Here is a 21,343-nt window from a genome sequence, read left to right as displayed (position 1 = left end):
TCCGCCTTTTCTCCAACCCCTTGTCTGAACGAAAGATTGAGACCATGTCTGTTGTTACTGCTTTTCGCGGCGAAACCGCGCTTTCTGCTTTCCGCATCAACAAATTGCTGCAAAAAGCCCAAACGCTCGGGCTGCCTGAACACGCTGTTGCCAGCGAATATTGGTATTTTGTGGCATCGGATGCGCCGCTATCAGATGCGGATGCGTTGCAATTAAAGGCTTTGCTGGCTGCTGAACGGGTAACTCCCCCAGATGCCACGCAAAGCCTTTTTTTAATCACCCCGCGCATCGGCACGATTTCCCCGTGGTCGTCCAAAGCCACCGACATCGCGCACAACTGCGGCTTGGCGCACATTGAGCGCATAGAGCGCGGCATGGCAGTACATCTTTCAGGCAGCCTGAAAACGGATGAGCGCGAACAATGGGCTGCCTTGTTGCACGACAGAATGACCGAAAGCGTGTTGCCCGATTTTCAGGCTGCCGCGCAATTATTCGCGCAACACAGCAACCAATCATTCGCCACGGTGGATATTCTGGGCGGCGGCAAAGACGCGCTGCTCGCCGCCAACGCCGAGATGGGCTTGGCACTTTCGTCCGATGAAGTGGACTATCTGCTGGAAAACTACCGCGCGTTGAACCGCAATCCAACAGACGTAGAACTGATGATGTTCGCCCAAGCCAACAGCGAGCATTGTCGACACAAAATTTTCAACGCCGATTTTGTGCTCAACGGCGAAAAGCAAGAAAAATCGCTGTTTCGCCTGATACGCGACACGCACGAAGCCAGCCCTAGCGGCACGATTGTCGCCTATAAAGACAATTCATCCATCATCGAAGGCGCAACCATCGCGCGGTTCTATCCCAGCGCAGCCCGCCACCAAGCCTACGATTTCCACAGCGAAAACACGCATATTTTGATGAAAGTGGAAACGCACAACCACCCCACCGCCATCGCCCCCTTTGCCGGCGCGGCAACAGGCGCAGGCGGCGAAATCCGCGACGAAGGCGCAACAGGGCGCGGAGCACGCCCCAAAGCAGGGCTAACAGGCTACACCGTTTCCAATCTGCAAATTCCCGATTTCAGGCTGCCTTGGGAACACGATTACGGCAAACCCCACCGCATTTCTTCCGCGCTGGACATTATGCTTGAAGCCCCCATTGGCGGCGCAGCGTTTAACAACGAATTTGGTCGCCCCAACTTGCTGGGTTATTTCCGCACCTTTGAGCAAGCCTTTAACCAACAGGTTTACGGCTACCACAAGCCGATTATGATTGCGGGCGGCTTGGGCAACATCCAAGCGACGCAGTCGCACAAAAACGAAATCCCCGAGGGCGCATTGCTGGTGCAGCTAGGCGGCGCGGGGATGCTGATTGGCTTGGGCGGCGGTGCGGCTTCTTCCATGGCAACAGGTAGCAACAGCGCGGATTTGGATTTTGACTCGGTGCAACGCGGCAATCCCGAAATGGAACGCCGCGCGCAAGAAGTGATTGACCGCTGCTGGCAGCTGGGCGAAGCTAACCCGATTATTTCCATTCACGATGTGGGCGCGGGCGGCTTGTCTAACGCCTTCCCCGAATTGGTAAACGATGCAGGGCGCGGCGCGGTTTTCAGGCTGCGTGATGTGCCACTGGAAGAGCACGGCTTGTCGCCCTTGCAAATTTGGTGCAACGAATCGCAAGAGCGTTATGTGTTGGCAATTTTGCCCGACGATTTGGATACATTCCGCGCCATTTGCGAGCGCGAGCGTTGCCCATTTGCCGTGGTCGGCACGGCAACCGACGACGGGCATTTGCGCGTGCGCGATGATTTGTTTGCCAACAGCCCCGTTGATTTGCCGCTCAACGTGTTGCTGGGCAAACCGCCCAAAACCACGCGCACGGACAACGCCGTTCGGCAGCCTGAGAAGCCGTTTGACGCCACGCAATACGATTTGCATGAGAGCGCGTATCGCGTGCTGCGCCTGCCCGCCGTTGCCGCCAAAAATTTCCTGATTACCATTGGCGACCGCAGCGTGGGCGGCTTAACCCACCGCGACCAAATGGTGGGCGCATGGCAAACCCCCGTTGCCGATTGCGCCGTAACCCTGATGGGCTTTGACACCACGCGCGGCGAAGCGATGAGCATGGGTGAAAAACCCGCGCTGGCAATTGCCAACGCGCCTGCTTCTGGGCGCATGGCGTTGGGCGAAGCGATTACCAACATCGCCGCCACCCACATCGGCGACATCGGCAACATCAAATTTTCCGCCAACTGGATGGCAGCTTGCGGCGTAGCTGGCGAAGATGAAAAACTGTATCGCACAGTTGAAGCCGTGTCGCAGGCGTGCCAAACGCTGGGCGTGAGCATTCCCGTGGGCAAAGACAGCCTTTCCATGAAAACCGTGTGGCAGGATGGCGCGGCGCAAAAATCCGTTGTGTCGCCGTTGTCGCTGATTATTTCGGCATTTGCGCCCGTGCAAGATGTGCGCCAAACGGTTACGCCCGAGCTGAAAAACGTGCCCGATAGCGTGTTGCTGCTGATTGATTTGGGCTTGGGCAAAGCGCGGATGGGCGGCTCGGCGTTGGGGCAAGTGTGGAACGATTTGGGCGGCGCAACGCCCGATGTGGACGATATAGGCAGCCTGAAAACGTTTTACACGCTGATGCAGCAGCTTGTGCGCGAAAACAAACTGCTGGCGTATCACGACCGCAGCGACGGCGGCTTGTTTGCCACGCTGGCGGAGATGGCGTTTGCCGCGCGCTTTGGCGCAAACATCAATCTGCAAGACGATTTTGCGATGGAGCGGCTGGTGAACAATTTGAGCGACCAAGCCATTTTGTTTAACGAAGAGCTGGGCGCGGTGATTCAAATTCAGGCTGCTGATTTACATTATGTGCAAGCCTTGTTTGAGCAACACGATTTTGCCGAAACGCTGTATCAAATCGGCACACCGCAGCCTGAAAGCAACACCATCCGCATTGATGATTACGCCTTTGATTTGACCGCGTTGCAAACCGCATGGCAAGAAACCAGCTACCGCATCCAACGCCTGCGCGACAATCCCGCCTGCGCCGACAGCGAATTCGCCCTGCTGCAAGACAACGCGCGCAGCAAACTGTTCGCCGATTTATCATTTGATTTGCAAGAAGATATTGCCGCGCCATTCGTTTCAGGCTGCATCAAACCCAAAATTGCCGTGTTGCGCGAACAAGGCGTAAACGGGCAAGTGGAAATGGCAGCGGCGTTCCACCGCGCAGGCTTTGAGGCGTATGACGTGCATATGTCCGACCTGCTAAGCGGGCGTACCGACCTTGCCGATTTTCAAATGCTGGCGGCGTGCGGCGGGTTCAGCTACGGTGATGTGCTGGGCGCGGGCGAGGGCTGGGCAAAAACCATTTTGTTCAACGCCAAGCTGCGCGATATGTTCGCCGCCTTTTTCGCCCGCCCCGACACATTGAGCCTGGGCGTGTGCAACGGCTGCCAGATGATGAGCAACCTTGCCGAAATCATCCCACATGCGAACCATTGGGCGAAATTCAAGCGCAACGAATCGGAGCAGTTTGAAGCGCGGTTCGGCATGGTGCGCGTGCCCAAATCGCCCTCGCTGATTTTGGCGGAGATGGCGGGCAGCGCGTTGCCCGTGGTGGTGAGCCACGGCGAAGGGCGCGCCGATTTTGCCCACTTGGGCGCGGGCGGCGGTGTGCCGCAAGATTTGGCCGTTGCCCTGCAATACATCGACGGCTTGGGCGAAGTTACCCAAGCCTATCCGCTCAACCCCAACGGCTCGCCCAACGGCATCGCAGGCATCACCACCCGCGATGGGCGCGTTACCATTATGATGCCGCACCCCGAGCGCACCTTCCGCACCGCGCAAATGAGCTGGCTGCCCGAAAGCTGGAAACAGCATGAGCTGGCAGGCTGGTATCGCTTGTTTGCAGGAGCGCGTAAGGCGTTGGGCTAGGGCGGTTATCGTTCAAGGCAGCCTGAAAAACGAAAAATGGAGCGGCAACGGCTCGTCGCCAAAATGTCGGCAAGCCGCCCATGCGCCATTGGATTATTTTTCAGGCTGCCTTTTGTTTGCACGATGAGGCAGCCTGAAAAATGAGTAGGCAATCGTTGCATTTGCCGTTTAAACGGTGATTAAACGATGGCAAACGAATTTGCCGGCGAGCCGCCAACGCGCCATTTTCCGTTTTCAGGCTGCCTCTACCCGCTTAATTAAGCCACATCCGCAACACCTCACGCCACCCTAACAACCATCTCCCGCTTAACCATAACAAAAAATTCTAAACAAATCTTTACACCGGTGCCATAATACCGCCAACACAGTTGAACCATCCGCGCGGCAGTTCGCGCCCCCAGCAACGCGCCCGCTGCGCCGTTTGCTTCGTTGCCTCCACGCCGCAGGGGCAGGGCGCAACACCACCCCCGCAACGGTTCATCCGGTTCTGATTTCTAACAATTATTTCCCACCATCCTTTGCTACAACAGGAGAATCCCATGAACGATTGGCATCAAACCCTAAGCTCAGGCACGCTGCTGCTGATTGCCGCCGCAGCTATCGCCTTAATTTTGTTGATGATTATGCGCTGGCGCGTTCACGCGCTGCTCACGCTCACCGTGGTGAGCCTGCTCACCGCGCTGGCAACAGGCATCCCCGCGCAAGCCATTGTGAACGATGTGTTGCTGAAAAATTTTGGCGGCACGCTCGGCGGCGTGGCGATTTTGGTGAGCTTGGGCGCAATGCTCGGGCGGCTGGTGGAAACATCGGGCGGCGCGCAATCGCTTGCCGATGCCATGATTCGCACCTTTGGCGAAAAACGCGCTCCGTTTGCGCTGGGCGTGGCATCGCTGCTGTTTGGCTTCCCCATTTTCTTTGACGCAGGCTTGGTAGTGATGCTGCCCATTGTGTTTGCCGTGGCGCGGCGTATGAAATCCACCGTGCTGGCGTATGCCTTGCCCTCCATCGGCGCGTTTTCCGTGATGCACGTTTTCCTGCCGCCGCACCCCGGCCCGATTACCGCCGCCGAGCTATACGGCGCCAATTTGGGCTATGTGTTGATTTTGGGCATCCCCATCGCCGTGCTCACTTGGCTGGTTAGCGGCTACGCATGGGGTTTAACCGCCGACAAAATGTTCCCCATCAGCGTGCCCGATTTAATCGCAGGCGGCAAATAAGACAACGACCAGCCCAAAGCTCCCGCCAGCGCAGGCTTGGTGGTATCGCTGATGATGATTCCCATGCTGTTGATTTTCTTGAACACAGGCTTGCACATGGCCAGCGCATCGGGCTGGGTGGACGGCAAATCGCCCGCCGTGCAATTTTTGCGCATGGTGGGCAGCACGCCCGTTGCCTTGCTGATTTCGGTGTTGGCGGCGATGTATTTTCTCGGCACCAAACGCGGCATGAACGGTAGCGCGTTGGAAAAAACGCTGGATGGCACGCTCGGGCCGGTTTGCTCCGTTATCCTGATTACAGGCGCGGGCGGGATGTTCGGCGGCGTGTTACGCGCATCGGGCATTGGCGACGCGCTCAAAGACAGCATGGCGCATCTGGGCGTTCCCGTGTTGCTCGGCTGCTTTTTGGTGGCTTTGGCATTGCGCATCGCCCAAGGCTCGGCAACCGTTGCCCTAACCACCGCCGCTGGCTTGATGGCAAACGCCGTTGCCGCCGCTGGCTATAACGACTGGCAACTGGCGGGCGTGGTGCTGGCCACTGCCGCAGGTTCAGTCGCCGCCAGCCATGTAAACGATTCAGGCTTCTGGCTGGTGGGGCGACTGCTCAATTTAGACGTGGCGACCACGCTGAAAACATGGACAGTCAATCAAACCCTGATTGCGCTGATTGGCTTTGCGCTATCAGTGGGCGCAGTGGCTCTGTTGGGCTGATTGCTGGCGGGGCAGTTTTCAGGCTGCCTCAATCGCCCCCACGTTATACAAAAAAGGAAACGCACTATGACCAAGCACTACATCATCATGGGCATTTGCGGCTGCGGCAAAACCACCGTCGCCCAAGCCCTGCAACAGCATTTGCATTGCCCCTTTGCCGAAGGCGACGATTTTCACACCCAAGCCAACCGCGACAAAATGGGCGCAGGCATCCCGCTCAACGACGACGACCGCCGCCCGTGGCTGGAACGCCTGCGCGACTGGATGAGCGAGCAAGCGAAAAACGGCGCGCGCCACAGCATCGTTACCTGTTCCGCGCTCAAACGCTCGTACCGCGATATTTTGCGGCAGGCGCAAGGCGAAGTGTGTTTTATCCACCTGTCGCCGCCGATTGATGCCAACCGCAAGCGTATGGAATCGCGGCAAGGGCACTACATGAAAGCCAGCATGATTCAATCCCAGCTAGACACCTTGCAGCCGCTCGCTGCCAACGAGCAAGGCGTGGTGATTAGCAGTGCAGGCAAGCCCGATGAAGTGATGATGGACGTGCTGCGCTATGTGAACGCACAAGCGTGATAAAGATTAGGCAGCCTGAAACAAAGTTCAGCGTAGCAAAAACCATTCGCCAGCGCACGGCTTGCAAGCAAGCCGTAGAAAGCGCGAAACCCATTTCAGGCTGCCAACCATTCCGCCCGCGCCCAAACATTTTAGGTTTTAGGCTCTTGTTGGGGGGGGCAAAGGTTTCAGACTGCCTATTCATCACAACAATAAGCAGCCTGAAACCCATCAGGCTGCCCTATCAGCATAAAACATTACCACAATGCGCCAATGGCAAACATTCAGCGCACCCAGCGTGGGTATGGCGGCGCAACGCCATGCAACGGCAGAATAAACAGAAATGAGCGATGGAAAACAAGCAAGGCAGCCTGAAAATAACCAAAGCCAAAACACCTATGGCTAAACGCCGTTCCAGCGTCACCCATTTTCAGGCTGCCCATTGTCTGCCCGATTACGTTGCACTACCCACCCAACCTTGCCCACCACACCAAAGCAGCCTGAAAAGCCACATCCCGCTTTTCAGGCTGCCTTTATCGCCGCATCAAACGCGTGCCCATCACCGCTTAATCGCCAACACCAACACCCCTGCCGCCACCAGCGCAATGCCCAGCCAAGTTTGCCCATTCGGCCGCTCCCCCAAAAACACCACCGCAAACACCGCCACCAGCACCACGCTCAACTTATCAATCGGCGCAACTTGCGAAGCATCGCCCATTTGCAACGCCTTAAAATACGCCAGCCAAGAAGCCCCCGTTGCCAAGCCCGACAAAATCAAAAATAACCAATTCTTCGCCGACAAACTGCCCAGCGGCTGCCATTTTTTCGCATAAGTCAAAAACGCGCTCAACGCCGCGATAATCACCAGCGTGCGGATAAACGTTGCAAAATCCGAATCCACGCCATGCAAACCCAGTTTGGCAAAAATCGCCGTCATCGCCGCAAAAATCGCCGAAGCCAACGCCCAATAAAGCCAAGATTGCGCTGCCATTTTGTGTACTCCTTTGTTTGGAATGTGATGCCAATCATCATAGTGGATTTGGCTGGATTTTGCACGGCTGGCGCATGGTTTATCGTGCGCGCCTATCACTATTCGCAGCAACCAATTTCAATAAAAACAATATGCTAGCCATTTTCAGGCTGCCTATTTGCCCAGCGCTGCAGCCATCTCAACAATCCTGCCAACTGCATAAGGCAGCCTGAAAATGCTAAAATCCCATTTTTTCAATTGTTTCCCAATCATCATGGCAAAACCCGATTACCCCATCACCCCCGCCATCCGCTTTCTGCGCGAGCACAACATCGCCTTTGAGCCCAAACTCTATCCCTATGTGGAACACGGCGGCACCGCCACTCCCGCGCAACATTTTGGCGTGGACGAACACGCCGTAGTCAAAACCATCGTGCTAGAAAACGATAAAAAACAAGGCTTAATCTGCATTATGCACGGCGACAAACACATCTCCACGCGCAACCTCGCCCGCGAGCTGGGCATGAAACACATAGAACCCGCCCAGCCCAACCAAGCCAACAAATGGACAGGCTATCTGGTCGGCGGCACCAGCCCGTTCGGCACCAAAACCCCGCTGCCCGTGTTCGTCGAAGAAAGCATCTACGCGCTGCCCACCATCTACATCAACGGCGGCAAACGCGGCTTTCTCGTCGCCATTTCCCCGCAAGACCTCGCCCCTCTCAACCCCACCAGCGTGCACGTCGCCACCGAATAAGGAAAACACAATGAAAAAAACATGGAAAACCTGCCTGCTCACCGCCAGCCTGGCCGCATTCGCATTCGCCCCCCAAGCCGCGCTCGCCCAAGCCCCCGCCCAGCACAGCAAAAAAGCCAACGCCCGCAAAAGCGCCACCAACCAAGCCGTCTACAACCAAGCCATCGCCGCCGTGCAAAAAGGCGACTATGCCACCGCGTTCAAAATCCTAGAACCGCTCGCCAAAAAAGGCGACGCCACCGCGCAGCACAACCTAGCCGTGCTGTATCAAGACGGCTTGGGCACCACAGCCGACGCCAAACAAGCCCTGCATTGGTATGAAAAAGCCGCCGCGCAAGGCGAACCCGAAGCCCAATTTATGGCGGGCCTGATGTACAGCGACGGCATCGGCACCGCGCAAGACTACAAAAAAGCCGCCCAATGGTACGAAAAAGCCGCCCAAAAAGGACACGCCGAAGCGCAAAACAACCTCGCCGCGCGCTACGCCACAGGCACAGGCGTAACCCGAGACATGGCAAAAGCCAAATATTGGTATGGCAAAGCCGCCGCGCAAGGCAACAAACAAGCCGCCTACACGCTCCAACAGCTTGAAGCATTGGAGAAAAACAACGGCAGCCTGAAAACCCAAATGCTCAACGAAGCGCAAAAAACATTGCCGAACAAAAAATAAATTTCAGGCTGCCTCAACCAGATAAGGCAGCCTGAAAACGAGTAAAGCACGTTTTAGCGAAATGAATCATTAGGGCAGAGCAGGGCGGTTGCAACCGAACTATTACAACCAAACAACTTAAAACAATCATGCCAACGTGTTTTCAGGCTGCCTCATCGCACACCAAAGGCAGCCTGAAAAGCAAAAACGCATCCCATCAACAGGATGCGTTTTATCTTGTTCACAGCATTACAACGTCATCTGCGCGATGTTGCCCAAAGAACGCGCATCGCTGGCGCGGCTGGCGGAAGTTGCCGACCCTAGCACCACAATCACAACAGGCGTTTGCCCCATTTTCGCTTGCAGCACCATGGAACGCCCCGCCTCGCGGATGTAGCCCGTTTTTTGCAGCGTGATATTCATCAAACCCTCGCGCACCAAAACATTCGTGTTTTTATACTGCTGCAACTTACCATTGCTGGTATAAGCCTGACCATAATTGGAAGTCGTCAATTCGCGAATCTTCGCATAATGGCTTGCCGCTTGCACCATTTTGCCCAGTTCCAGCGCAGTGGAAACATTGCGTGGGTCTAAACCGGTCGGCTCATAAAAACGACTGTTCGCCATTCCCAAACTGCGTGCCTTGGCGTTCATCGCCGCCACAAACGCCGACATGCCGCCGGGGTAAGTCCGCGCCAGTGCATGAATCGCACGGTTTTCACTGCTCATCAACCCCAAGTGCAACAGTTGCGCGCGCGTTAGCGTCGTACCCACCGATAAACGGCTGCCGGTGCCCTTCAAACGGTCAATTTCCGCTTCGGTAATCGTAATTTGCTCATTCATATCCAAATGCGCATCCAGCAACACCATTGCCGACATCAATTTAGAAATGGAAGCAATCGAACGCACGCTGCTCATATTCTTTTGATACAAAACTTGCCCCGTTTTCGCATTCATAATCAACGCAGATTGCGCTTTAAGCATAGGACCAGCCTGTGCCGCCTGATATTGAATCGTGTTGGTGTGAACAGCATTAACAGGCGCAGCATTAAAATTGGCAGAAGGCTGCATATAAGCCGCCAGCGGATCATATTCCGCCGTTTGCAGAGGAACATTATTTTGAACTTGTTGCGTTGCGAATTTTTGTTCCAAAAATTGCCCCAAAACATCCTCATCATCAACCGCATAAGCATTACTCATCAAGCCCAAGCTCAATAATGACGTGATACAAATGGTTTTGCCAAATTTCAAAATTGCCATAAGATTTTGTATTCCAAAAGATTTAGTTGCAGTGAATTAAAAAGAAAAAAGGTGATGCGCCAACCAATAAACTTGCCGCGCGAAAATAGGAAGAGAATATATCATTATTTCGCAATGAGTTAAAGAGTTTTTTTGCAAATTTTGATGAGTATGTAAGTTCCAATAATGTATATTATGTTAAATATTTGGTTTGGAAATTATCTTTACATTTTCCTTACGCAATTCTGTCCTTTTCAGGCTGCCTGAAACCTATCTTTTTGCAAGAAAATTGTGTAAAATCTAGGTACTTGGTAACAAATTGCGCCAATTCTTTTTTTCTGGCTGCAAACACAAACAAACCAAGTTCTCCGCGTTTTCTTTGTGTTCTCATTTTAACCACACCACTATTTAAGGACAGCCCGCATGACTGCGCTTCTTCTTTATGCTTTTATTTATCTTTCGTTTGCTGTGGGAGCGGTTTTAATCTCGCAAAAATTGGGCTTGGGCTCTGTGTTGGGCTACTTAATGGCGGGAATGTTAATAGGTCCTGTTTTACATTTTGTTGGCAAGGAAGCGGAATCTATTCAACATGTTGCAGAATTTGGTGTGGTAATGATGCTGTTTTTGGTGGGCTTGGAGCTTGCGCCAAAAATGTTGTGGCAACTGCGGCATAAATTGCTGGGGTTGGGTGGCTTGCAAGTGGTGCTGACGGTGGCGGCGATTACGGGCATTTCTATGGCTTTGGGCTATAAATGGCAAATTGGCGTGGCGGTGGGCTGTATTTTGGCGTTGTCGTCCACAGCGATTGTGTTGCAAACGTATAACGAAAAGCAGTTGATGCAAACGGCGGGCGGTCAAGCAGGGTTTGCGGTACTTTTATTTCAAGATGTGGCGGCAATTCCTATGCTGGCGTTGATGCCGCTTTTGGCGACTTCGGGCATTGCGAAAAAAGGCGAAGGCGGGCACACGGCGGGCAATCTTTTGGCGCATCAGCCCGGTTGGATTGTGGCGATTGTGAGCGTGGCGGCGATTTTGCTGATTGTGTTGGCGGTGCGTTATGTGGTGCCGTTTATGTTTCGCATCATCATCAAAAGCCGTGTGCGCGAGATGTTTACGGTGTTTACCTTGCTTTTGGTGGTGGGCATTGCCACGCTGATGTCGCTGGTGGGCTTGTCGCCTGCGCTGGGGGCGTTTGTGGCGGGGGTTACGCTGGCAAACAGCACTTATCGGCACGAAATGGAAAGCCGTTTGGAGCCGTTTAAGGGGATTTTCTTGGGGCTGTTTTTTATCACGGTGGGCGCGGGGATGAATTTTGCGATTTTGCAAAGCAAGTTTTTCCCGATTATTGGGATGACATTGGCTTTGCTGCTGGTGAAGGCTGCGGTGCTGTGGCTGCTGGCTAAGATTTTCAGGCTGCCTTCATTGGCGACCAAACTGTTTGCGCTGAGTTTGGCGCAGGCGGGGGAATTTGGTTTCGTGTTGCTGTCGATTGCGCAGGCGAACCATGTTTTGCCGAAAACGGTGTTGGACCGCATTAATTTGGTGGTGGCGTTGTCGATGGTGCTAACGCCGCTGTTGTTTATTGTTTATGAAAAGATTTTTGCGCCGCGTGCCATTAAGGAAGAAAACGAGGAAAGCCGTCAAAACGATACGATTGACGAAGCTAATCCTGTGATTTTGCTGGGGCATGGGCGGTTTGGGCAGCACATCAACAGCATGCTGACGGCTTGCGGCTACCACACGACGGTGATTGATAACCACGCGGAGATGGTGGAAGGCTTGGCGAAGCTGGGCATCAAATCGTATTACGGCGACGCGACCGACCCCGAGTTGCTCGGCTCGGCGGGTTTGGCGCACGCGAAGCTGCTGATTGTGGCGATTGACGGCAAAAGCGACACCACCGCGGTGGTGGAATATGTGCGCCGCCACTACCCTACCCTGCCGATTATCGCGCGCGCGCATGACCGTGTGCATGCTTATGATTTGCGCCATGCGGGGGCGAGTTACATCATCCGCGAGCTATCGGATTCTTCGGTGCGCGCGGGGCGCATTGCTTTGGAAAAACTGGGCATGCAGCCTGAAAAAGCGCGCGAGTTGAGCAAATTTTATGCGGCGCGGGATAGATATATGTCTGACCGCTTGGCGGAAGTGTACGACCCGAGCTTGCCGCTGTTTACCAATGAAAATGTGATGAGCGTGGTGCGCGAGGTGGATGGCGAAACGCAGGCGATGATGCAGACGATTTTGCACGATGGGCAGGTGGATTGGCATGAGCAAACGGAAGTGCCTGAAACCAAAATGAAAACGGGTATTTCGTGATGGACTACACGCTGTCGCTGGCGCAGTGCGAAGATTTGCCCGAAATTGTGGCAATTTACAACAGCACCATTGCTTCGCGCCAAGTTACGGCGGATTTGCAGCCTGTTTCCGTTACCGAACGCGAGGCTTGGTTTGTGGCGCATCAGCGCGAGAATCGTCCGCTTTATGTGGTGCGCGATGTTTCAGGCTGCCTGATGGCTTGGGCGAGCCTAAGCGATTATTATCCGCGTGCGGCATACCATCGCACCGCCGAAGTAAGCATTTATATCCACGCGCAACATCGCGGGGCGGGTTTGGGCAAATGGCTATTGGGCGAGATGATTCGGCGCGCGCCTGCGTTAGGCGTGCATAAATTGGTTGCGGTGATTTTTGTGCACAACACGGCGAGCATGGCGCTGTTTCGTGGCTTGGGCTTTGAGATTTGGGGGCGGCTGCCCGAGGTGTGCGATTTGGATGGGATGCTGGCGGATGTTGTGTTGCTGGGGAAAACGGTTTGAATAAAACCATTTGATTTAATTGAATAAAGCGTTTTCAGGCTGCCTATTGGTGATCACGATAGGCAGCCTGAAAACGCTTTTGGCGTTGTTGTAATGAAGAAAATTCAAATGCTGTAATCTTCTGTTTTCAGCGTTTCGGCGGTGATGCGCTGTTGGCGGTATTGCTTGGGCGTGCAGCCGTAGTGTTTTTTGAACACTTTGCCAAAGTGGGTTTCGGATTGGTAGCCTGATTCTAGGGCGACGGCGAGGATGGTGCTTTGGCTGTTGCGCAGGAGCATGGCGGCTTTTTGTAGGCGCATGCTGCTAACGAAGGCGTGGGGGCTGGTTTGCATTTGGCTGCGGAAAAGGCGCATCAGCTGGGCGCGGGAGAGTTTGGCGAGCTCGGCGAGTTCTTCTACGCGCCAGTCGCGCTCGGGCTCTTGGGTTACGGCTTGCACAACGCTGCGCAGGCGGCGATCGCGCCAGCCGTTGAGCACGCCTGTTAAGGGGGCTTGATGCTCGTTTTGGCTTAAATAGGTGCGCAGGATGTGAACGAGTAATACGGTGGACAGGGCGTTGATGGCGGCGGTCGTGCTGTGTTCGTTTTGGCTGATTTCGTATTGCAAAAGGCTAACGATGGCTTGGGTAGTGCTGTATGGGGTGTTGAGAATGATGATTTCAGGCAGCCCTTGCAGCAGGCTGTTGTGGGTTTCGTAGGCGAAATGGGCGCAGTATAGATTGAGCTGGGCGGCGTTGGCGCTGGCGTTGGTTTGCTTGTGGGTGATACCGCCTTGTTGGCTGATGCTGGGGGCGTGTTGCGTGTTGTTGCAGCCGATTTGGCTGCTGAGCGTGTGGGCGGCGTTGCGCGGGAAAAAGATGATGTCGCCTGCTTGCAATTGGCGGGCTTGGGCTTCGTTGTCTAGTTTTAGATAGCCTGTGCCGTGGGTTACGATGTGCACGACGCCTTGGGTGCGCTGGCTGCTGTGGCGCACATACCAATCGCCGTTGAAGCTGCATTGCACGTCTATGCTGCCTGTGATTTGGGCTAGGGTGATGAGGTTGTCTAGGATGGTCATGGCTGTGGGGTGAAAATGGATTGAGCTGGGATTTTAGGCAGCCTGAAAACGTTATACAAATGGTTTGTGGCTGCGATGCGCGTTTTGGTGGAGAGAATGCGTTTTTTGGCGGGAATGGGGTTTTCAGGCTGTCCCAATGCGCCCTACCCCATCAGCCAGCCTAAGATGCCCGATGTGGCGACGGCAACGATTACCGTGGGCAGCATGGAAAAGCGCGCTGCCATAAATAGGGTTACGGCAAGGGCGATGAGTTCATGCGGTTTGTGGGAAATAAAATGCGGCGCGATAACGGACAGCAACACGCAGGCGGGTGCGGCTTCCAGCGTGCGTGCCATGCGCGGCGAGAGGGTTTTGTTTTTTAACAAGAAAAAGCCGAGCAGGCGGGTGGAATAGGTTACGCACAGCATGCCGATGATGGTGAAAAACGAAGCCCAGCTAATCATTTGGCTTCTCCGTTGGCAAAGTAGGCAAACAGCAGCCCTGCGAGTGTGCCTGCAGGGACATACCAGCCGCCATTGGGCGCAATGGCGTACACAATAATGGCAACGACAAGGCTGATGAGCCAAGGTTTGGCAGCCTGAAAACCGCGCCACATACCGCGCACCAACACCAAAAACACGGCAGGAAACGCCATGCCAAAGCCGAAGCGGGAAACGTCGCCGAGCAAAGGCCCGATTGACGAGCCAAGCAAACCGCAGACCACCCACATCACATACAGCACAATGGCCGTGCCCATGTAATAAGGATAGCTAAACGGCGGCAAGCCTGCCTGCTGGCGGTGTTTAGCATCGGCGATGCCCATTGCCCAGCTTTCGTCTGTCATCACAAACAAGGCGGGCAGCAGCTTTTTGAGCGGCAAATCGCGCAGATAGGGCACGAAAGCCGCGCCCATCAGGATGTGGCGGCTGTTTATCATGGCGGTCATGGTGATGATGAGCAGCACGGGCAGCGGCGATGTCCACAAGCCCACGGCGGCAAATTCGGAGCCGCCGGCAAAGTTCAGCCCCATCATCAGGGTGGTCTCCAATACGCTCATGCCTTTTTGCCCGGCTTGCGCGCCGAGAATCAAGCCGAAAGGAACAATGCCTATCATGATGGGGATGCAGTCTTTTGCGCCGCGTTTAAATTCTTGTTGGGTTTCTGATTTCATGGTGTGGATTGGGGGGTGGTTAAAGATGGGCAGCCTGAAATGGGGGGCATGGGGGAATGGTTTTCAGGCTGCCTTTGAGTTGGGCGGGATATGAACGGATGGATGGCGGTACACAAGATGGTGGGTGGTTTGCTGTGCGATGTTTACGTTTTCAGGCTGCCTTGACAAAACGCATTGAGGCAGCCTGAAAACGGTTTGCACCCTTATCGGCACACAAAACTTTCCGCTTGGTTGACATCGCCGTGGGTGTAGGTTGCCACTTTGGGATAGGCGCACAGCGGTTGCGATTTGGCGGGGAAGGCTTTGCCTGTTGCCCGCATGGATTCGGGGCTTTGCCGCTGTCGTGCCATTGTTCCAGCGCGGTGAGCGGGTCAAAGTTGTCCAATGCGCTGCCGCCGCCGCAATGGGTCATGCCGGGGACGTTAAACAGGCGCACGGTGTCGCGGGCGTTTCGGGTGTCCGCCAAAAGCTGTTTGTACCAATCGCGCAAGTCCACAGCGGAGAACACGGGGTCGGATACGCCTTCAAAAACAATCATTTTGCCGCCGCGTGCTTGGAAGGTGGAAAGGTCGGTGCTGGTGGCATCGTTTAACGCGCCGATTTGGTTGGTTTTGGCGACATCGCGGTCAAAATTGAAATCAAACGTGCTGAGCTGCGGTTGATAGAGGGTCATAAAATAGCTGGGCAAGCTGGCTGCGCCCAGTGTGATGTTGCGGGCGTTGGGCTGCGCGGTTTGCGAGTCGCCCAGTTTCCACGCGCGCCAGTCTGCTTGGTTGATGCCCGCATCGTAAAACTAGCCGCTGTAAATGGGCTCGCCTTTGCTGTTTTTTGCGCCATCAAAAATGGCATGCAGCAGTTTCACTTTATCTTTGCCGATTTGGTTTTGCACCATTTCGGGTTTGAAATCGCAGCTTTCCCATGCGTTGATGATGCCGTCTTTTAAGCCGTCATTTTTGTCGCAGCGGTTTAACACGCCTTGTGCGACAGCATCCAAGTCTTTTTGCGTCAAGGCGTTGGCAAAGATGCATTCGCCTTGGGCGTTTTTGGGCGCGGCAGCCTGAAAATGCTGGTTGTCCCACGATTGGGCGATGGCGCCGCGGGATAAACGGAAGCCCGGATTGCCCGCAACTACGCCATCAAACTCGGTGGGATAGCGCATGGCGGCGAGCATGGCTTCGCGCCCGCCGTTGGAGCAGCCCATAAAATAGCTGTGTTTGGGCTCGGCGCGGTAGGCTTGACGGATAAGCAACTTGGCGGCTTGGGTTACTTTGCCTGTGGATTGGTAGGCAAGATTGAGCCGCGCTTGCTGGTCTGCGCCAAACGATGCGTCGCCCGCGCCTTGATGCCCGCCATCCATGCTGACCACGGCGTAGCCGCGTTTGAGCGCGGGCGTGGCGGTTGAGCCTGCCACGGGCGTTGCGCCAACGGCGGGGGCGATGAAGCCATCCATGCTGCCACCACCTTGAAACAGAAATTTGCCGTTCCAGTTTTCAGGCAGCCGCATTTGGTAGCCAATGTAATACGGCTTGCCGTCTGCGCCTGTGCGCTTTTCCAACTCGCCCGACACCACGCAATGCGCGCCAAATTCCACATCAGCGGCGGCGCGGGATGCGCCTGTGAACGCGGCTTGGTCGTCACTGGGCAGCTTGCCTGCGTTCACCCATTGCGCGGAAACCACGCTATCGGCTGGGCGTATTGCTGGGCATTAAAAGCAGCAGCCTGAACGCTGCTGGCGGCAAACGCGGCGGCGAGGGCGAAACAGAGTTTTTTGCGGGATAACATGGGAATACTCCTTTGGGCGGCAATGATGGGTTGCGATAAAATGAAAGCGGCGATTGTATCATTTTGCGGGCGGCGGGAGTTTCAGGCTGCCTAATCGGCTTGGTTATGAAAGGCAAAATATGAAAACATTTGGCGCGGCATTCTTGTATGTATTTGCGCAGGGCTTGATTGCGCTGCTGTGGCATTATGTTTGGAATGATGATGAAGATGAGCCGTTTTGGAAAACACTATTTTATATTTGCTTGACATCGTTAGCATTGGCGGGGTTGAAGATTTGGTTGGATTAACAAGTGTTTCAGGCTGCCTGTTGATTAAGAATGATTAGGCAGCCTGAAAATAAAACAGTTTAAGCAAATAACGGAGCAATACCCCTGTTTCAGGCTGCCTCATCCCCCCAAGGCAGCCTGAAAACCATCTATCTTACCTGCCCATCCCCCAGCACCACCCATTTTTGCGAAGTCAGCCCATGCAAGCCCACGGGGCCGCGCACATGAATCTTGTCGGTGGAGATGCCAATTTCCGCGCCCAAGCCGTATTCAAAGCCATCGGCAAAGCGCGTGGAGGCATTGACCATCACGCTTGCGCTGTCCACCGCGCGCAAAAATTGGTTCGCGCGGGTGTAGTTTTCCGTGATGATGGTGTCGGTGTGGTGGCTGCCGTGCGTGTTGATGTGGACGATGGCGGCGTTCAAATCGTCCACGATTTTGATGGACAAAATCAGTGCGAGGTATTCGGTGTCCCAATCTTCATCGCAGGCAGCCTGAATATCGGGCAACACGGCGCGTGTGCGCTCGCAGCCGCGCAGTTCCACTTGCTTTTCGGCGAGCTTGGCGGCAACGGCGGGCAGCAAATCGGCGGCGCGGTTTTGATGCACCAGCAGCGTTTCCACCGTGTTGCACGTGCCGCAGCGCGAGGTTTTGGCGTTGAACACGATGTTGACGGCTTTTTGCGCGTCGGCGGTTTCGTCCAAATAAATGTGGCAGATGCCGTCCAGATGCTTGATAACGGGCACGCGGGCTTCCGCGCTGATGCGCGCCACCAGCGATTTGCCGCCGCGCGGAATAATCACGTCAATTAAATCAGGCAGTTGCAGCATCGCGCCCACGCTTTCGCGGCTGGTGTTTTCCACAAAGCAAACGGCGTGTTCGGGCAGTCCTGTTTCGCGCAGGGCTTGGGCGATGAGCTTTGCCAGCGCCATATTGCAATGAAACGCCTCGCTGCCGCCGCGCAAAATGCAGGCGTTGCCCGATTTCAAGCATAGCGCAGCGGCATCCACGGTTACATTGGGGCGCGATTCGTAAATAATGCCAATCACGCCCAGCGGCACGCGCATTTTGCCGATGCGCAAACCGTTGGGGCGCAGGCGGAATTCGTCCATTTCGCCCACGGGGTCGGGCAGCGCGGCGATTTGATGCAGGCCCTCTATCATGGTTTTCAGGCTGCCTTCGCTGATTTTGAGGCGGTCTAGCATCGCTTCGGACAAGCCTTTTTGTTTGCCGTTGGCAAGGTCTTGCCGATTGGCAGCAAACAGCGCGGCTTGGTTGGCTTGGATTAAATCGGCAAGGCGCAGCAAGGCGGCGTTTTTGGCGGCGCTGTCGGCTTGGGCGATTTGGTAAAACGCGGCTTTGGCGGACTGCGCGATTTGGCGGATGTAGGCGTGTGGCATCGGGTTTCCTTGTTGATTGGGCTGATGGGGCAGCCTGAAAAAGCGTGATTATAAAACGTTTCAGGCTGCCTTATTGGGCAAAGCGGGCGTTTGAGAAATCGCATTGGAAAAATGCGTCATACAAATAATCCGCAACAATCTACCCCTCGCGCACATCGTGGCGGCCTGAAAACACCCCCTTGCCCTACCCTGCCCCAACTTGCCATCTTTCTGCTGCACGCACGCCCAAAACAGCACAAAATGGCAAATTTGCATTTTCAGGTTGCCTCGGGCATTTTCGTTTGTCTTTTTTGTTACATGGCTATTTTGCGGCAGCCTGAAAACGAGAATAACCCATTCAAAATACATTGTTTGTGGATAACTGCCCTATTCTGCCCCAGTCAAGCAAATGACCATTATCACAATACAAAACAAATAATTACAATATGGGAGTTTTTGTCAAGCTATGCAAGCAGTCTGAAAATTCGTAAAATTTGCCCACTCAAAACCCCCCAAGAAATGCCGAATATAAACTCGGCATTTTGCATTTTCATAGGGAGACGCACACATGACCGGCAACATGCAAGTAACCAAACGCGACGGGCGGCTGGAACCCATCAATTTGGACAAAATCCACAAGGTCGTAACGTGGGCGGCCGAAGGCTTGGACAATGTGTCCGTGTCGCAAGTGGAGCTGAAATCGCACATCCAGTTCTACAACGGCATCCGCACCGACGACATCCACGAAACCATCATCAAATCTGCCGCCGATTTAATCTCCGAAGAAACGCCCGATTATCAATATCTTGCTGCGCGTCTCGCCATTTTCCACCTGCGCAAAATTGCCTACGGCGAATATGCGCCGCCGCATCTGTTTGCCCATGTGCAAAAAATGGTGGCGTTGGGCAAATACGACGCGCATCTGCTGCAAGACTACACCGAAGCTGAATACAACGAAATCAACGGCTATATTGACCACGAGCGCGATTTGACCTTTTCCTACGCCGCCGTAAAACAAATGGAAGGCAAATATTTGGTACAAAACCGCGTAACGCGCCAAATCTTTGAAAGCCCGCAATTTTTGTATATTTTGGTGGCGATGTGTTTGTTTGCCAAATACCCCAAAAACACCCGTCTGGATTATGTGAAACGCTTTTACGATGCCGTTTCCCAATTCAAAATTTCCTTGCCCACGCCGATTATGAGCGGCGTGCGCACGCCCACGCGCCAATTTTCAAGCTGCGTGTTGATTGAATGCGACGACAGCCTAGACAGCATCAACGCCACCACTTCATCCATCGTGAAATACGTTTCCCAACGCGCGGGCATCGGCATCAACGCAGGGCGCATTCGCGGCTTGGGCAGCGAAATTCGCGGCGGCGAAGCGCAACACACAGGCTGCATTCCGTTTTTCAAAATGTTTCAGGCTGCCGTGAAATCTTGTTCACAAGGCGGCGTGCGCGGCGGCGCGGCAACGCTGTTCTACCCGCTGTGGCACATTGAAGTGCAAAGCCTGCTGGTGCTGAAAAACAATCGCGGCGTGGAAGAAAACCGCATCCGCCAACTGGATTATGGCGTGCAAATCAACAAATTGATGTACACACGGCTAATTAAAGGCGGCAACATCACCCTGTTCTCGCCCCACGAAACCCCAGGGCTATACGAAGCCTTTTTCGCCGACCAAGACGAATTCGAGCGCCTGTACACCCAATACGAAAACGACCCCAGCATCCGCAAAGAAACCATCAGCGCGGCAGATTTGTTCTCCATGCTGATGCAAGAGCGCGCGGGCACAGGGCGCATCTATGTGCAAAACGTGGACCATTGCAACACGCACAGCCCGTTTGACCCGAAAGTCGCGCCCGTGCGCCAATCCAACCTATGCTTGGAAATCGCCCTGCCCACCAAGCCGCTGAACAACATCAACGATGAAAACGGCGAAATCGCCTTGTGCACGCTATCGGCGTTTAACCTCGGCGCATTGGAAAACTTGGACGAATTTGAAAACTTGGCGGATTTGACCGTCCGCGCCCTAGATGCGCTGCTGGATTACCAAGACTACCCCATCCCCGCCGCCAAAAAAGCGACAATGAACCGCCGCACCTTGGGCGTGGGCGTGATTAACTACGCTTATTATTTGGCGAAAAACGGCGTGAAATACAGCGACGGCAGCGCCATCGGCTTAACCCACCGCACCTTTGAAGCCATGCAATATTATTTGCTCAAAGCCTCGGTGAACCTGGCCAAAGAATACGGCGCGTGCCCATTGTTTAACGAAACCAACTACGCCAAAGGCATCCTGCCGATTGACACCTACAAAGCCGATTTGGACAAATTCTGCACCGAGCCTTTGCATTACGACTGGGACGCCTTGCGCGCCGACATCGTGCAATATGGTTTGCGCAACAGCACATTAAGCGCGTTGATGCCCAGCGAAACCAGCTCGCAGATCGCCAACGCCACCAACGGCATTGAGCCACCGCGCGGCTTGGTAACCATTAAGCAATCCAAAGACGGCATCTTGAAGCAAGTGGTGCCTGAGTTTGAGCGCTTGAAAAATCAATACGAAACGCTGTGGCAAATGGGTGGCAACGATGGTTATTTGAAGCTGGTGGGCGTGATGCAAAAATTTGTGGATCAAGCCATTTCTGCCAACACCAGCTACGACCCCAAACGCTTTGACGGCGGACGCGTGCCGATGAACCAAATGTTGAAAGATTTGCTTTCGGCGTATAAATATGGCGTGAAAACGCTGTATTACCACAACACGCGCGATGGCGCGGATGATAGGCAATCGGATTTGCAAGATGATGATTGCGTGGGCGGGGCGTGTAAGATTTAGTTTCAGGCTGCCTC

The 21,343-nt window shown here is 54.5% G+C and carries 16 protein-coding genes and 2 pseudogenes; 9 read left to right on the top strand and 9 right to left on the bottom strand.

The window, feature by feature from the left end; translation table 11 throughout:
• Nucleotides 1–44: 44 nt before the first annotated feature.
• On the top strand, nt 45–3,941 hold the full coding sequence (gene purL, locus JDW22_RS01730) for a phosphoribosylformylglycinamidine synthase (protein ID WP_200521331.1): 3,897 nt from the start codon (nt 45–47) through the stop codon (nt 3,939–3,941).
• Nucleotides 3,942–3,946: 5 nt separating this feature from the next.
• Here the strand turns inward: purL and JDW22_RS01725 are convergent, their stop codons facing one another.
• Entirely contained in the window at nt 3,947–4,102 is a 156-nt protein-coding gene (locus JDW22_RS01725; protein ID WP_155803079.1) for a hypothetical protein, read from the bottom strand.
• Between the two features lie 378 nt (nt 4,103–4,480).
• Here JDW22_RS01725 and JDW22_RS01720 point away from each other — a divergent pair.
• Nucleotides 4,481–5,869, top strand: a pseudogene (locus tag JDW22_RS01720) (GntP family permease).
• 66 nt (nt 5,870–5,935) lie between these two features.
• Nucleotides 5,936–6,445, top strand: coding sequence for a gluconokinase (locus JDW22_RS01715; protein ID WP_200521329.1), 510 nt, complete (start codon nt 5,936–5,938; stop codon nt 6,443–6,445).
• Between the two features lie 538 nt (nt 6,446–6,983).
• Here the strand turns inward: JDW22_RS01715 and JDW22_RS01710 are convergent.
• Nucleotides 6,984–7,415 (bottom strand): EamA family transporter, encoded by a 432-nt coding sequence (locus JDW22_RS01710; RefSeq protein ID WP_200521327.1) that lies wholly within the window; start codon nt 7,413–7,415, stop codon nt 6,984–6,986.
• A gap of 253 nt (nt 7,416–7,668) precedes the next feature.
• Here JDW22_RS01710 and ybaK point away from each other — a divergent pair, with 253 nt between their 5' ends.
• Together ybaK and JDW22_RS01700 are read left to right on the top strand one after the other, a co-directional pair.
• The gene (gene ybaK / locus JDW22_RS01705) at nt 7,669–8,151 is read left to right on the top strand and encodes a Cys-tRNA(Pro) deacylase (protein ID WP_200521939.1); all 483 of its coding nucleotides are present in this window, start codon (nt 7,669–7,671) and stop codon (nt 8,149–8,151) included.
• 10 nt (nt 8,152–8,161) lie between these two features.
• Nucleotides 8,162–8,821: a tetratricopeptide repeat protein gene (locus tag JDW22_RS01700; protein ID WP_003795601.1), complete on the top strand. Its 660-nt coding sequence runs from the start codon at nt 8,162–8,164 to the stop codon at nt 8,819–8,821.
• Nucleotides 8,822–9,049: 228 nt separating this feature from the next.
• Here JDW22_RS01700 and JDW22_RS01695 read toward each other — a convergent pair whose 3' ends face one another.
• Nucleotides 9,050–10,060, bottom strand: coding sequence for a D-alanyl-D-alanine carboxypeptidase family protein (locus JDW22_RS01695; RefSeq protein ID WP_200521325.1), 1,011 nt, complete (start codon nt 10,058–10,060; stop codon nt 9,050–9,052).
• Nucleotides 10,061–10,462: 402 nt separating this feature from the next.
• Between JDW22_RS01695 and JDW22_RS01690 the strand changes: the two genes are divergently transcribed.
• Both JDW22_RS01690 and JDW22_RS01685 read left to right on the top strand, forming a co-directional pair.
• Nucleotides 10,463–12,358, top strand: coding sequence for a monovalent cation:proton antiporter-2 (CPA2) family protein (locus JDW22_RS01690; protein ID WP_200521323.1), 1,896 nt, complete (start codon nt 10,463–10,465; stop codon nt 12,356–12,358).
• A complete protein-coding gene (locus JDW22_RS01685) occupies nt 12,358–12,855 on the top strand; it encodes a GNAT family N-acetyltransferase (protein WP_003795610.1) in 498 nt (165 codons plus the stop codon). The genes JDW22_RS01690 and JDW22_RS01685 overlap by 1 nt, the downstream gene beginning before the upstream one ends.
• Nucleotides 12,856–12,959: 104 nt before the next feature.
• On the opposite strand, the gene JDW22_RS01680 is transcribed toward JDW22_RS01685, so the two are convergent.
• From JDW22_RS01680 to JDW22_RS13835, 5 genes and pseudogenes are all read right to left on the bottom strand, one after another.
• Nucleotides 12,960–13,910, bottom strand: coding sequence for a cupin domain-containing protein (locus JDW22_RS01680; protein WP_200521315.1), 951 nt, complete (start codon nt 13,908–13,910; stop codon nt 12,960–12,962).
• Nucleotides 13,911–14,053: 143 nt separating this feature from the next.
• Nucleotides 14,054–14,353 (bottom strand): AzlD family protein, encoded by a 300-nt coding sequence (locus tag JDW22_RS01675; protein WP_003795615.1) that lies wholly within the window; start codon nt 14,351–14,353, stop codon nt 14,054–14,056.
• Nucleotides 14,350–15,060 (bottom strand): AzlC family ABC transporter permease, encoded by a 711-nt coding sequence (locus JDW22_RS01670; RefSeq protein ID WP_200521313.1) that lies wholly within the window; start codon nt 15,058–15,060, stop codon nt 14,350–14,352. Before JDW22_RS01670 ends, JDW22_RS01675 begins: the two co-directional genes overlap by 4 nt.
• 151 nt (nt 15,061–15,211) lie before the next feature.
• Nucleotides 15,212–16,627 (bottom strand): annotated as a pseudogene (locus JDW22_RS13550) (tannase/feruloyl esterase family alpha/beta hydrolase).
• An 89-nt stretch (nt 16,628–16,716) separates the two neighbouring features.
• Nucleotides 16,717–16,842, bottom strand: a complete 126-nt coding sequence (locus tag JDW22_RS13835) for a hypothetical protein (RefSeq protein ID WP_003795626.1) — start codon at nt 16,840–16,842, stop codon at nt 16,717–16,719.
• Nucleotides 16,843–16,961: 119 nt separating this feature from the next.
• On the opposite strand from JDW22_RS13835, the gene JDW22_RS01655 reads away from it, so the two are divergent.
• Nucleotides 16,962–17,129 (top strand): hypothetical protein, encoded by a 168-nt coding sequence (locus tag JDW22_RS01655; protein WP_003795628.1) that lies wholly within the window; start codon nt 16,962–16,964, stop codon nt 17,127–17,129.
• 128 nt (nt 17,130–17,257) lie between these two features.
• Here the strand turns inward: JDW22_RS01655 and JDW22_RS01650 are convergent, their stop codons facing one another.
• Nucleotides 17,258–18,508, bottom strand: a complete 1,251-nt coding sequence (locus tag JDW22_RS01650; protein WP_200521305.1) for a glutamate-5-semialdehyde dehydrogenase — start codon at nt 18,506–18,508, stop codon at nt 17,258–17,260.
• Between the two features lie 547 nt (nt 18,509–19,055).
• On the opposite strand from JDW22_RS01650, the gene nrdA reads away from it, so the two are divergent.
• Nucleotides 19,056–21,329 (top strand): class 1a ribonucleoside-diphosphate reductase subunit alpha, encoded by a 2,274-nt coding sequence (gene nrdA / locus JDW22_RS01645; protein ID WP_200521303.1) that lies wholly within the window; start codon nt 19,056–19,058, stop codon nt 21,327–21,329.
• Nucleotides 21,330–21,343 lie beyond the last annotated feature (14 nt).

Source organism: Kingella bonacorsii (genome assembly GCF_016623605.1).
Classification (GTDB): domain Bacteria; phylum Pseudomonadota; class Gammaproteobacteria; order Burkholderiales; family Neisseriaceae; genus Kingella_B; species Kingella_B oralis.
The sequence above is the reverse complement of the archived record's forward strand: the minus strand, read 5'-3'. Positions and strand labels throughout refer to the sequence as shown.

Coding starts and splice junctions, on each gene's coding strand:
- purL (WP_200521331.1), top strand. CDS start 45: ATGTCTGTTGTTACTGCTTTTCGCGGCGAAACCGCGCTTTCTGCTTTC.
- JDW22_RS01725 (WP_155803079.1), bottom strand. CDS start 4,102: ATGCAACGATTGCCTACTCATTTTTCAGGCTGCCTCATCGTGCAAACA.
- JDW22_RS01715 (WP_200521329.1), top strand. CDS start 5,936: ATGACCAAGCACTACATCATCATGGGCATTTGCGGCTGCGGCAAAACC.
- JDW22_RS01710 (WP_200521327.1), bottom strand. CDS start 7,415: ATGGCAGCGCAATCTTGGCTTTATTGGGCGTTGGCTTCGGCGATTTTT.
- ybaK (WP_200521939.1), top strand. CDS start 7,669: ATGGCAAAACCCGATTACCCCATCACCCCCGCCATCCGCTTTCTGCGC.
- JDW22_RS01700 (WP_003795601.1), top strand. CDS start 8,162: ATGAAAAAAACATGGAAAACCTGCCTGCTCACCGCCAGCCTGGCCGCA.
- JDW22_RS01695 (WP_200521325.1), bottom strand. CDS start 10,060: ATGGCAATTTTGAAATTTGGCAAAACCATTTGTATCACGTCATTATTG.
- JDW22_RS01690 (WP_200521323.1), top strand. CDS start 10,463: ATGACTGCGCTTCTTCTTTATGCTTTTATTTATCTTTCGTTTGCTGTG.
- JDW22_RS01685 (WP_003795610.1), top strand. CDS start 12,358: ATGGACTACACGCTGTCGCTGGCGCAGTGCGAAGATTTGCCCGAAATT.
- JDW22_RS01680 (WP_200521315.1), bottom strand. CDS start 13,910: ATGACCATCCTAGACAACCTCATCACCCTAGCCCAAATCACAGGCAGC.
- JDW22_RS01675 (WP_003795615.1), bottom strand. CDS start 14,353: ATGATTAGCTGGGCTTCGTTTTTCACCATCATCGGCATGCTGTGCGTA.
- JDW22_RS01670 (WP_200521313.1), bottom strand. CDS start 15,060: ATGAAATCAGAAACCCAACAAGAATTTAAACGCGGCGCAAAAGACTGC.
- JDW22_RS13835 (WP_003795626.1), bottom strand. CDS start 16,842: ATGTTATCCCGCAAAAAACTCTGTTTCGCCCTCGCCGCCGCGTTTGCC.
- JDW22_RS01655 (WP_003795628.1), top strand. CDS start 16,962: ATGAAAACATTTGGCGCGGCATTCTTGTATGTATTTGCGCAGGGCTTG.
- JDW22_RS01650 (WP_200521305.1), bottom strand. CDS start 18,508: ATGCCACACGCCTACATCCGCCAAATCGCGCAGTCCGCCAAAGCCGCG.
- nrdA (WP_200521303.1), top strand. CDS start 19,056: ATGACCGGCAACATGCAAGTAACCAAACGCGACGGGCGGCTGGAACCC.